Raw genomic sequence first — 12,774 nt, forward strand, 5'->3', positions numbered from 1 at the left:
CAAGAATTACCAAAAAGGCTGTACCATGACGGTCCATGGATACCGACCTTTCCATCGTCCTGGACCGGGCGGCGGCGATGCCGCTGGCGGCCCAGATCCACGGCGCCCTGCGTCAGGCCATCCTGGGCGGCCGTCTGGCCGCCGGTGCCCGCCTGCCGTCCTGGCGCGACCTGGCGGCCCAGCTGGGTGTTGCGCGCGGCACCGTGCGGGTGGCGTATGAACGGCTGATGGATGAGCAGCTGGTGGTGGGCATGGGGGCGGCCGGCACCCGGGTGGCGCGCTGGCCTGTGCCCGACCTGCCGCCGGGGCCGCCGCCGGCGGAAACCTTGCCCATGGCGGCCTTCTTCCATGATTTCGAGGGCACGCCGCTGGCCTTCCAGATGGGTGTGCCGGCTCAGGATGCCTTTCCCTATACCCAATGGTCCCGCGTCCTGGCGCGTGCGGCGCGCACGGCGGCCCAGGCGCCGGTGGGTTATCCCGACCCGCGCGGCCATCCCGAGTTGCGGCACGCGATCGCCGCTTACCTCGCGATCGCCCGCGGCATCCAATGCGCGCCGGGCCAGGTGCTCGTGACCAACGGCTATGCCGGGGCGCTCAACCTGGCCGTTCGCGCCCTGGGGCTGGAGGGCAAGGCGGCGTGGATGGAGGAACCGGGCTTCCCGCTGACCCGTACGGCCCTGTCGCTGGCCGGGATGCGGCCGGTGCCCGTGCCGGTGGACGGCGAGGGACTGGACGTGGCCGCCGGGGTGGCGGCGGCCCGTGATGCCGCCCTGGCGGTGGTGACGCCGGGGCAGCAGGCGCCCCTGGGCATGGCGCTGTCGCTGGCCCGCCGCATCGCCCTGTTGGACTGGGCCCGCCACACCGGCGCCTGGGTGTTGGAGGATGATTACCTGAGCGAGCTGCAACTGGCCGGCCGGGCAGCGCCCGCCCTGGCGGCGGTGGACCACGCGGCGGGCGGTGACGCCCGGGTGCTGCACGCGGGCACCTTCAGCAAGACCATCAGCCCGGCCCTACGCCTGGGCTTCCTGGTGGTGCCGGCCGCCCTGGCCGGCCATTTCGGCGACGTGGCCGCCTGCCTGTCGCCGGCCCCGGCGGCCCCGATGCAGCGGGCCGTCGCCGCCTTCCTGGCGGAGGGGCACTACCTGCGCCACCTGCGGCGCATGAAGCGGCTGTACGCTGCCCGGCGAGCCACGCTGCTGCGCGCCCTGGATGGTCTGCTGCCGGTACGGGCCACGGCCGGCCTGTCGGTGGTGGTGTCGCTGCCCCCCGGTACCAATGATATCGCCATCGCCAACCAGGCCCTGGCCTTCGGCATGGCGCCGGTGCCGCTGTCGCCCTGGTACGCGACCGACGGTAACGACCAGGCCGGCCAGCTGCTGGGCGTTACCAACTTGAACGGCCGCCACCTGGCCGCCGACTGCGGACGACTGGCGGAGTTGGTGGCACGCTTCGGATAAGGGGGCTTGACGCCGTCCACGCCCACCCGGCATGGTGCCTGTCATGAACGCCCTGTCCTCCATCCTCGTGGCCGCCCTGGCCACTAAAACCATCACCACCACCGCCATCGGCGGGCGGTGCGGGATGGGCTTGTCGGCGTAAAGCCAGGTCGTTCCGCAACCCCCCGCCCTAACGGGACGGGGGAGACGGCCAGAGGCGCCTCCGTTCCAAGACCCGAACGGAGACCCCTCATGAGACCCCAACACTCCCGTCGTTCCTCCTCCGCCCTCATCGTCCTCGACATGCAGGTGGGCTTGGTACATGGCCCCGTGCCGCCCCATGGCGGCGCCGGCGTGGTCGTGCGCATCCAGGACATGGCCGATCGCGCCCGCAAGGCCGGCGGCATGGTGGTCCTGGTCCAGCATGACGGCCCGGAAGGGTCGCGCGCCGCCCCGGGTTCCGCCGATTGGCAGCTTGTGGAACAGCTGGCGCCCCAGGCCGGCGACCTGGTAGTGCGTAAGTCGCGGCCCAGCGTGTTCGCCGGCACGGAGCTGGCGGCCCTGCTGCGCGACCATGGCATCGGCCGCGTGGTGCTGTCGGGCATGAAGACGGAATATTGCGTCGATGCCTCCTGCCGCGCCGCCCGTGACTTGGGCTTCGAGGCCGTGTTGGCCGGTGACGCCCACACGACGATCGACACGCCGGCCCTGGCCGCGGGCGCCATCATCCACCACCACAACCTGACGCTGGGCGGGCCTTTCGCTCAGGTCATGGCGGCGGCGGCCGTGGGGTTTTGACAGAGGATCCTGGCCTGCCCATCCGCCGCTGTCCAAAATACCCAGGTAGGTGCAAGTAATGGAAAAGACGCAGGTTTGTTGAGCACCCTCCGTTTCGCGCCCGCTGGTCACCGTTTGGTCACAGGCCAAGGCCAACGCCGGCACGCTTGAAAGGGGCGGCGCCCGCTCAAGGGCGCGCCCAGATCAAGGCGGGGAGGGCCATATGGGGCTTAATACGGGCACGGCGGCGCGGCTGCTGAAGGGCGGAACCTCCTTGCTGGCGGTGGGTGTCGCACTGGCGGCGGGATCGGCGCGGGCGCAGGATGTCACGCTCACCGGGACCACCATCGGCTATGCCAACGCCGGCGCGCTGGGGGTGTTGCTGGTTGCCGGCACGGCCACCGTGGCGGGCGGCACGGTCGCGGGTATCGCCAACACCGGCGCCATCGCCACCCTGACCAATGATGGCACGCTGAGCGGCACTTTTGGCGTGCTGAACCAAGGCAGCATCGGCGCACTGGTTGACAGCGGCACCGTTCAGGCATCGGGCATGGCGGTGCGCAACGAAGGCACCATCGCCAGTGTCAGCATCACCGCCGGTGGCGGCCTCAGCGCCAATTCCACGGCATTATACAACGGCGGCAGCATCGGCACCCTGGTGAACCAGGGCCGCATCGGCGACGGCATCGGTTTCGGCCGGCATGCGCTTTTGAATACCGGCAGCATCGGCACCGTCCTCAACGGTGGCCTGATCAGCGGTTTTTCCGGTGGCGTGGTCAACGTCGGCGCCATGGGCAGCCTGGGCAACACCGGCACCATCGAGGGGCCGGTCATCGCCTTGATGAACCAGGGGACAATCGGCCGGCTGGACAACAGCGGGATCATCAATGCCGCCAGCACCGCCCTGTACATCCGCACCTTGGGCGGCGTCGGCCTGGTCAGCAACAGCGGTTTGATCGCCGGCCAGGCCGGCCTGTGGAACGACGGCAGCATCGCCACGCTGATCAACACCGGCGCCCTCAGCGGCGGCACCCTGGCTGGTCTGCTGAACCGGGGCTGGATCGGCACGGTGGACAACGGCGCCACCATCAATGCCCTGCTTACCGGCCTGGACAATGCCGGCACGCTGGACAGCGTCATCAACAGCGGCACCATCATCGGGCGCAGCGACGGCCTGGTGAACGCCGGCACCGTGGGCACGCTCAGCAACAGCGGCACCCTGACCAGCAGCCGGGGGGAGGCGATCTATAACGGCCAGGGAACCCTGGCCCTGCTGGACAACAGCGGCACCCTCAGCGGCTACAAGGCCATCGCCAACGCCGCCGGCTTGGGCCAGGTGACCAACAGCGGGCTGATCAGCGGCACGGGATTCGCGCTGGATCTGTCAGGCACCACGGGGACGGTCAGCAACAGCGGCACCATCATCGGCCCCACCGCCCTGCGCCTGAACAGCGGCGCCACCCTGGCCGGCCTGGTCAACCAGGGCACCATTATCGGCAACATCGTGAACCTGTCGGCGGACACCCTGACGCTGGCGGGCGGGGCTGTCCTCGGCACCTACACCGGCACCAACGGCGGCCAGGCCATGGTATCCAGTACGCTGGCCAACGTGGTGCTGGGCGGCGGGCGCCTGCTGCTGAACGATGGCGTGGATGTCGGCGGCCACACCCTGGTGAACGCCGGTGCCACCGTGGTGCTGGATACGGTGGTCAGTGTCACCGGGGCCTATGCCCAGGCGCAAGGCGGGCTGGACCTGGCCACCGTCGCCGCCCGGCTGGTGGTCGGCGGTGCCGCCCTGATCAGCGGCGGCACGGTCATGACGTCGCCCACGGCCATGGCCACCTATCGGGTGGGCGCTACCGTGGGTACGTTGGTCCAGGGCGGCACCGGATCCAGCTATGCCGGCGTCACCGTCGCCAGCGGCGTGGCGGGCCTTGCCTTGGCGGGTCAGGCGGGTGGCACCGACCTGCTGGCGGTGGCGGCCAACGATTACATCGGCGATGCCCAGGGCTCACTGGCCAACACCGGCACGCTGGCGGCCGCCACGGCCGTACACATTGCGGCGACCGGCAGCCTAGGCACCCTGAACAACAGCGGCACCCTGGAGGGGACGGCCTATGCGATCTACGGCGCCGGCACGCTGGACACCGTGGTCAACAGCGGGGTGATCGCCGGTACCATCGTCAATGCCACTGCCCATGCCCTGACCATTGCCGGTGGCCTCGGGGGTGCCATCGGCACGCTGACCGGCATGGCGGGCGGCCCGGGACTGCTGCGCAGCGGCGGCGATGTGGTCCTGGCCGGTGGCGCCCTGCTGCTGAACGACGCCATCGACGCCGCCGGGCACACGGTGGCCAACACCGGCGCCACCGTGGCGCTGGGCGGCACGCTGACGATCACCGGCGGCTACAGCCAGACCGGTGGCGTCCTGGCGCTGGGCGGCAACACCCTGGTGGTGACGGAGGCGGCGCAACTGACCGGCGGCACGGTCACGGCCAGCCTGTCCGCCACCGCCAACCGGATGGCGGGAGAGGTCGCGGGCACCTTGGTTGCAGGTGGCCTGGCCTCGCGCTATGGCGGCATGGCGGTGGACGTCGGTGTCACCGGCTTGTCGGTGGCTGCGGTGGCGATGACCATCGGCGGGCAGGTGGACCTAGTGGCCACGGCCACCAACGACTATGTCGGCGGCACCCTGGCCGCGCTGGAGAACAGCGGCGTGATCACGGCCGCCACGGCTGTCCACATCGCGGCCACGGGCAGCTTGGGCACCGCCGGCAACACCGGTGTCCTGGTGGGCACCGTGGCGGCCGTCGCCAACCTCGGCACCATCGGTACCGTGACCAACAGTGGCCTGATCACCGGCGCGACCGCGTTATACACCAGCGGCAGCATTGGCGCCGTCAGCAACAGCGGCGTGATCGCGGGGCGGATCGTCAACGCCTCCCCCAACACGCTCAGCATCAGTGGCGGCGGCGGTGGCGCCATGGGCACCCTGACGGGGCTGGCCGGCGCCCAAGGGGCCATCGTCAGCACCGGCGCCGACGTGGTGCTGCCGACCGGCAGCCTGCTGCTGAACGACGCGGTGGACGTGACCGGGCACACGCTGGTCAACAGCGGGGCATCGGTGCTGCTGGCCAGCATCGTCAGCGTGACCGGCAATTATGTTCAGACGGGCGGCACCCTGGCGGCGGGCATCGGCGGGGCCTCCATGGGTGGATTGGTCGTCAGTGGGGCGGCCAGCCTGACGGGCGGCACCGTCGCCGTGGCGGCGATGGCCGGATCCAACTTGCTGGCGGGCGACAGCTACACCATCGTGGCGGCCGGCAGCCTGACCGCCACGGGCCTGACCGCCGCCGCCAGCGGCTTCACCGCCACCCTCGGCACAACCACCAACGGGGCCGCGACCGACCTGGTGCTGACGCTGGTCAGCGACTATATCGGCGGCACTCTGGGCACCCTGACCAACAGCGGCGTGCTGTCGGCCGCCACGGCGGTGATGATAACGCCGGCAGGCAGCCTGGGCACCCTGGCGAACACCGGCGCCATCCTGGGGGATGTGGTGAATGCCAGCGCCAACGACCTGGTGTTGACGGGTGGCAGCGGCGGTACGGTGGGCACACTCGCCGGCGGCATCATCCACAACAGCCTCAGCAACCTGATCTTCGCCGCCGGTGACCTCAGCCTGGGCGACGTTATCGACGCCGCGGGCCACACGGTGGTCAACGGCGGCGCCAACATCGCTTTGTCGCGCGACGTGGCCATCACCGGCGCCTACACCCAGGCGGCGGGCACCCTGGTCGCCGCCGGCCACGTGCTGAGCGTCAGCGACGCGGCCCGTGTGATGGGCGGCGTGGTCTCGGCCGGGGTGGGCGCCGGGGGCAATTACCAAGTGGGCGACAGCGTCACCCTGATCCACGGTGGGGTGGGGTCCAGCTACGCGGGCGCCACGGTTACCAGCGGCGTTGCCGGCCTGTCGGCCACCGGCGCCACCGGCGGCACCGACCTGCTGGCCGTCGCCGGCAACGACTATGTCGGTGGCGGTCTGGACAAGCTCGACATTTCCGGAACGCTCGCCAACACCGCCGGTGGCGCCACGGCGTTGTACATCGCGGCCAGTGGCGCCCTGGGCACCTTGGCCAACAGCGGCATCATCGCCGGTGACATCGTGAACCAGTCAGCCAATCCCCTGGTGATCAGCGGGGGCACGGATGATGCCCCCGGCACGCTGACCGGCGCCGGCGGGCGGCTGGGGTCCATCACCAGCCGCTTGGCCGACGTGCGCTTCATTTCCGGCACGCTGCTGCTGAACGACCATCTGGATGTCGGCACGCATGGCGTGGTCAACAGTGGCGCCACCCTGCTGGTCAACAGCGCCATCAACATCACGGGCAGCTACAGCCAGACGGGCGGCGGTCTGGTGATCGGCGTCGCTTCCACCAGCAGCTACGGCAGCCTGGTGATCAGCGGCAGTGCCAGCCTGGGCGGCGGATCGGTGACGCTGAAGCCTACGGCAGGTGGGGCGCTGACGGCCGGCAGCTACACCATCGTGTCGGCGGGGGGCGGGCTTAACATGGGTACGCTGGCCCTGGCGGCCGCCGGCTACACCGTGACCAGTTCCACCGTGACCAGCGGCGGCCACACCCAACTGGTGCTGACCCTGAACACCGCCAGTACCGGCACCACGGGGGGCAATACGGGCGGGAATACGGGTGGCGGAAATACTGGGGGCTCAACCGGCGGGTCGACCGGCGGCGGGACCGACACCGGGGGGACGGACGGCGGAACGGGCAACACGGGTGGCACAGGGAACACGGGTGGGACGGGCACCGGTGGCGGCACGACCACTCCGACGCCCCCCGTCGGCTCCCGCTATGCCGCGGTGGGCCTGGCCCAGGGTGGGGCGGCCATGGGCGCGGGGGCGGCACTGGACGTCATCGCCGCCAGCGGCGGCGGTGCGGCCACGGCCTTCCAGGCGGCGGTGCTGACGCCCCTGTCCGGTCTGTCGGTCACGGCGCAACGGCTGGCGGTGGCGCAGCTTGCGCCCAACCAGACGACGCCGCAGATGACCCTGTCCATGACGGCGCCCACCACCACGGCCATCAGCCAGCACCAGCAGACGGTGGCGGGCCTGATGGCTGGCACCGGCGCCGCTGCCGGCTCCGGCGGTCAGCAGGGCGCCATTTGGGGGGAAATCCTGGGCGGTGGCGCCCTGCGCGCCAACAGCGCGGATGCGGCCGGGTATCGCGCCAGCAGCGCCGGCCTGGTGCTGGGCGCGGACTGGTATGCCGATGACCAGGTGATGGCCGGCCTGGCCTTCAGCTGGCTGAACAGCGCGGCGGTGGGGCAGGGGGTGTCGGCAAACAGCCTGACGCGGGCGGGCAGCTATCAGCTGACGGCCTACGGCGTCTGGCGGCCGGACATCGCCGACCAGCGCCTGTCCGTCGCCGGCCAGGTCAGCTTCGGTTACAACCATTACGACCAGCGCCGCTGGATCGATTTCCTGGGCGCCCGCGCCAACGCCAATTATGGGGGGGAGCAATACCTGGGCAAGGTGACGGTGGGTTATGACCTGCCGCTGACGGCAACCTTCACCCTGACGCCGCAATACAGCCTGCGCGCCGTGCGCCTGACCAACCACGGGTACCAGGAACACGACGCGGGCGTGGCCGACCTGGCCGTGGACTCGCTGGTGACCAGCAACATCACCCAAGAGCTGGGCGCGACGATGGCCACCCAATTCAATACGGGCCTGGGCGCCCTGATGCCGGAGCTGCGCGTGGACTGGGTGCACGATTACCTGAACGGTCCCGTCGCCACCACGGGCGTGCTGGCCGGCGTGGCTTTCGCCAGCACCACGGCCCAGGTCAGCGCCGACGGTGTCGCCATCGGCGTGGGCGCCACCCTGCGCCAGGGCGACAGCGTCAGCCTGCGCCTTGAATACAGTGGGGAATATCGCCGGGATTATCAGACGCACGCCGGCATTCTGCGTGCCACCTGGGCGTTTTGACGGCGCGGAGATCCGTCCCAGCGCATGTAGCCCGGGTGTGAACGAATCGCCCGAGCGCCATTTCCGCACAGATTTGACGAAAGTGTGAAAAACTGCTTGCCCTTTACAGACAGCCGCTCATTTTTAATCAGAATTGATCAGAGGTAGGTGGGCGATTTCCCCGGGTCTACCGCCGGCACCGCCGCCCGCCTTCTAAATGGCGCGAAAAAAGCTTTTGAGAGCTTGACCTTGTTATCGCCCTGTTGGTTAGTCCCTTATCGTCCTTCCGTATAGGCTGTGGGCGATAGTTAGGACGTGGCGGGAGGCCGCCATTTCATTCTATAAGCGGTTAGACCGCATACTTGCAGGGGCCGGAGTACCGAGATGAGCATAGTGGCGAGGGCGGCGTTGGTCGCGATGACGGCCGGCGTGTTGATGGCGTACACCGGGGCGGCCACCGCCACCGTGGCGGCGGAGCCGGTGAAGACGCCCCCGCCGGCGACGTCCATTCCAGCCCCTGCCAATGGCGCGGCCGCCGGCAAAGGCCCCGATGTGACCAAGGCGCCGGGCCCGCTGTGGTCCAAGAGCTGCGCCAAGACCGATGCCGGCGCCGAGATTTGCTATGTCGAGCAGTTCGCCATCGCCACACCCCAGAACGTCATGATGCTGCATGTCCGTGTGGGCTATCTCGGCCCCGACGGCAAGCCGCGCCTGATCCTGGCGACGCCCCTGGGCGTGCTGCTGCAGCCGGGCATCACCCTGGTGGTGGACCAGGACAAGCCCTTGTCCCTGCCCTTCGACGCCTGCCAGCAGGGCGGGTGCGTCGCCGCCGCCGACCTTGAAGACGGCAAGGTGTTGGACCACTTCACCGGCGGCAAGGTCCTGGCGGTGCGTTATATCAATGGCGACAAGGCCGCCGTCGACATCCCTGTGCAGCTGAGCGGCCTGGCCGCGGCGCTGAAGGCCCTGCCGACGCCGCCCAAGCGCACCCCGTAAGCCACCCGCCCTGACTGACCCATTCCTGAAAAGCGCTGTGAAGCCATGAACACTCAACCGCAGACCACCATGACCGTTGAGCAGGCGCTGGGCCAGGCCCACGCCCATTGGAACGCCGGCCAGGCCGACCAGGCCGAACGGTTGTGTCAGCATGTGCTGGCGCTGTGGCCGGGGCAGTCGGACGCCCTGCACCTGATGGGCCTGATGGCCCACGCCTACGGCAACCTGGACCTGGCGATCGACCACCTGCGCCGCGCCTGCCAGGCGCCGCGCGTGCCGGCCGTCTACCTCAGCAACCTGGGTGAGATGCTGCGTCAGCGCGGGCTGCTGGCCGAGGCCGAGGTGGCCGCCCGCCGCGCCGTCACCATGGACAACTCCCTGGTGGCCGGCTGGAACAACCTGGGCATCATCCTGCAGGAAGCCGGCAAGCTGGAAGACAGCCTGACCTGCCTGGAGCGGGTGGTGGCGCTGCAGCCCAACTATGCCGAGGCGCACAACAACCTGGGCAACACGCTGAAGCGCATGGGCCGGCTGGACCAGGCCCGCCAGCGTTACGAATACGCCCTGAACCTGGCCCCGGCCTATGCCGAGGCGCAGAGCAACCTGGCCAACCTGCTGAACGACCTGGGCCGCCCGGACGAGGCACTGGCCGCGGCGCGCAAGGCCATCGACCTGAACCCGCGCCTGTCGGACGCCTACATCAACGCGGCGGCGGTGGAACTGGGCCGCAACCGCAATGAGGACGCGCTGCGCTGGATCGACGCGCTGCTGAGCTACGCCCCGCTGCATGCCGGCGCCCTGACAGTGCGCGCCACGGCCCTGCGCCACCTGGAACGGCTGGAGGAGGCGTTGGCCGACGCCCGTCGCGCCGTGGCCTCTCAAGCCGACAATGGCGAGGCGCAGAACGTCCTGGGTGAGGTGCTGCAGGCCCTGGGCCAGCATGACGAGGCGCTGGCCGCCTTCGACAAGGCGTCCAAGACCCTGGGCTTCGCCCCCGAAAAGGCCCTGATCAACCGCGGCGTCCTGCTGATGGAACGCGGCGACAAGGCCGAGGCCAAGGCCGCCTTCGAACAGGTGGTGGCGCAGTTCCCGCGCTCCGCCTCCGCATGGTTCAACATGTCGGACCTGCACCGCTTCCAGGCCGGCGACCCGGCCGTGACCAAGATGGAAGCGCTGCTGTACGGCCCCGACCCCGTGCAGTCGCAGACCGACCGCACCGCCCTGAACTTCGCCCTGGGCAAGGCGTGGATGGACATCGGCGACGCCGACCGCGCCTTCGGCTACCTGAACGAGGGCAACCGCCAGAAGCGCGCGACCTTCGCCTATGATGCCGCCGCCACGGGCCGCTGGATGGCCGACATCGCCGCCGCTTTCCCGGCCGACGCTTTCAAGAAGGCCAAGTCCACCCTGGCAGGCAGCGACCAGGCCGTGTTCGTGCTGGGCATGCCGCGCTCCGGCACCACCCTGATTGAGCAGATCCTGGCCAGCCATCCCCAGGTTGCCGCCGCCGGCGAGCTGTCGACCTTCAACAATCTGGTGAACCAGCTGGGCCCGTATCCCCAGGTCGCCGGCCACCTGACGCCGGAGATCACCGGCGGCCTGGGTCAGCGCTATCTGGACTTCGTCCGCCCCCTGGCGGGCGGCCGCCGCAAGGTCGTGGACAAGATGCCGTCCAACTTCCTGTTCGCCGGCCTGATCAACCTGGCCCTGCCGGACGCCCGCATCATCCATGTGCGCCGCGACCCGGTGGACACCTGCCTGTCCTGCTACACCAAGCTGTTCACCCGTGAGCAGCTGTTCACCTACGACCTGGCGGAGCTGGGTCAGTTCTACCGCGCCTATGAACGGCTGATGGACCATTGGCGGGCCGTGCTGCCTGCCGACCGCTTCATCGAAGTGCGGTACGAGGACGTGGTGGACGACCAGGAAGGCCAATCCCGCCGCCTGATCGAGGCCGTCGGCCTGAACTGGGACTCCGCCGTCCTGGACTTCCACAAGACCCAACGCACCATCCGCACCGCCAGCCTGAACCAAGTGCGCCAGCCCATCTTCCGCAGCAGCATAGGCCGCTGGAAGCCGTTCGCGGCCCAGCTGACGCCGCTGCTGACGGCGCTGGGGATTGATCCCAACGCCCCCGACGCCCCAGTGGACGCCGCCCCGGTGGACACTCCGGCGGCCGTGCCGGCCAAGAAGCCGGCCGCCAAGAAGGCGGCACCCAAGGCCGAAAAGGCGCCTGAGCCGGTGGTCGAGACGCCCGCGCCTGAGGCTTCCGCGCCGAAGGCCAAGGCGGCACCTAAGAAAGCCAAGGCCGAGGCCCCGGTGGCTGAGCCTGTCGCCGCCCCCGCCGAGGATGCGGCGAAGCCGGCGCGCAGCCGCCGCAAGCCGGCCGCCAGCTGACAGGGCCTGCCGTCATGGACATGAAGGAACTTGAGCAGCAGGTCCGCCCCATGCTGATCGCGGGGCGGGGCGTCGAGGTCGAGGCCATGATCCGGCCCCTGCTGGCCAGTGGCACCGGCCCCGTGACCCTGTGGGCGCTGCTGGCCCAGGCGCTGCGCGTGCAGGGCCGGGTGATTGAAGCCAAGCCCATCCAGGAGATGCTGGTGGATGCCCTGCCCGGGCACCTGTCCACCCGTTTCGACCTGGCGGAAACCCTGCTGCTGCTGGGGGAGTTCGACCGCGGCTGGCGCGAATACGCCTACCGTTACAGCCTGGCGCACACCACGCGCATCGAGCGCAAGGTGCAGCGCCCGCGCTGGGACGGCCGTCCCATCCCGGGAAAGACCCTGCTGATCCATGATGAGCAGGGCTATGGCGACACCTTTCAGTTCATGCGCATGGTCGCCTGGGCCAAGGAGAAGAGCCAGGCCAACGTCATCCTGGAAATCAATCATGAGACGGCCAGCCTGGCCCGCCGCATGAAGGGTTTCGATGCGATGACCCTGCGCGGCGAACTGCCGCCCTATTTCGACGTGCACGCCGAGATGATGAGCCTGCCCATGATCATGGGGCTGCAGCTCAGCCAACTGCCCGGCGAGCCCATGCCCTACCTGTCGGCCCTACCGGACCGGCGGGAGCATTGGCGCAAGCGACTGGAATCCTATAAGGGCCTGAAGGTGGCCTTCCTCTGGGCCGGCCGGCCCACCCATTTCAACGATGCCAACCGGTCCATGGGGCTGGAGATGCTGGCGCCGCTGGCACAGGACGGCGTCACCCTGTTTTCCGTGCAGAAGGGGCCGAAGGAAGAGCAGGCGCTGAACCCGCCGCTGGCCCTGGGCAAGCACGTCGTCAGCCTCAGCCCCGAAATCCGGGATTTCGAGGACACAGCCGCCATCCTGATGGAGGTCGACCTGCTGATCTCCATCGACAGCTCGCCGGTGCACTTGGCCGGCGCGCTGGGCCGCCCGGCCTGGGTCATGCTGCCCCTGCTGCCGGATTGGCGCTGGCTGCAGAACCGTGACGACACGCCTTGGTATCCGTCCGTCCGCCTCTTCCGCCAGACGGAATGGGGGCAGTGGGGTCCAGTGGTCGATCGCGTGGCCAAGGCGCTGGCGGAGTTCAAGGCCAAGAAGGGTTGACGGT

The 12,774-nt window shown here is 69.6% G+C and carries 6 protein-coding genes; all 6 read left to right on the plus strand.

The genetic code is table 11. The features are described 5' to 3' along the window. Positions 1 to 35 precede the first annotated feature (35 nt). A complete protein-coding gene (pdxR, locus tag Y958_RS28660) occupies positions 36 to 1,457 on the plus strand; it encodes a MocR-like pyridoxine biosynthesis transcription factor PdxR (protein WP_088875349.1) in 1,422 nt (473 codons plus the stop codon). A 231-nt stretch (positions 1,458 to 1,688) separates the two neighbouring features. Continuing rightward, positions 1,689 to 2,234, plus strand: a complete 546-nt coding sequence (locus Y958_RS28665; protein ID WP_088875350.1) for a cysteine hydrolase family protein — start codon at positions 1,689 to 1,691, stop codon at positions 2,232 to 2,234. 202 nt (positions 2,235 to 2,436) lie between these two features. Next, entirely contained in the window at positions 2,437 to 8,220 is a 5,784-nt protein-coding gene (locus Y958_RS32645) for a hypothetical protein (RefSeq protein ID WP_244909738.1), read from the plus strand. A gap of 363 nt (positions 8,221 to 8,583) precedes the next feature. Further along, positions 8,584 to 9,195 carry an invasion associated locus B family protein gene (locus Y958_RS28680; protein ID WP_244909739.1) on the plus strand — a complete coding sequence of 204 codons (612 nt, stop codon included), beginning with the start codon at positions 8,584 to 8,586 and terminating at the stop codon, positions 9,193 to 9,195. A gap of 45 nt (positions 9,196 to 9,240) precedes the next feature. After that, on the plus strand, positions 9,241 to 11,592 hold the full coding sequence (locus Y958_RS28685) for a tetratricopeptide repeat-containing sulfotransferase family protein (protein WP_088875351.1): 2,352 nt from the start codon (positions 9,241 to 9,243) through the stop codon (positions 11,590 to 11,592). A 14-nt stretch (positions 11,593 to 11,606) separates the two neighbouring features. Beyond that, complete coding sequence (locus Y958_RS28690; RefSeq protein WP_211098830.1) at positions 11,607 to 12,770, plus strand: glycosyltransferase family 9 protein; 1,164 nt, start codon at positions 11,607 to 11,609, stop codon at positions 12,768 to 12,770. Positions 12,771 to 12,774 lie beyond the last annotated feature (4 nt).

The sequence above is a fragment of the Nitrospirillum viridazoti CBAmc genome, from assembly GCF_000730165.1.
In the GTDB taxonomy this organism is placed as follows: Bacteria; Pseudomonadota; Alphaproteobacteria; order Azospirillales; family Azospirillaceae; genus Nitrospirillum; species Nitrospirillum viridazoti.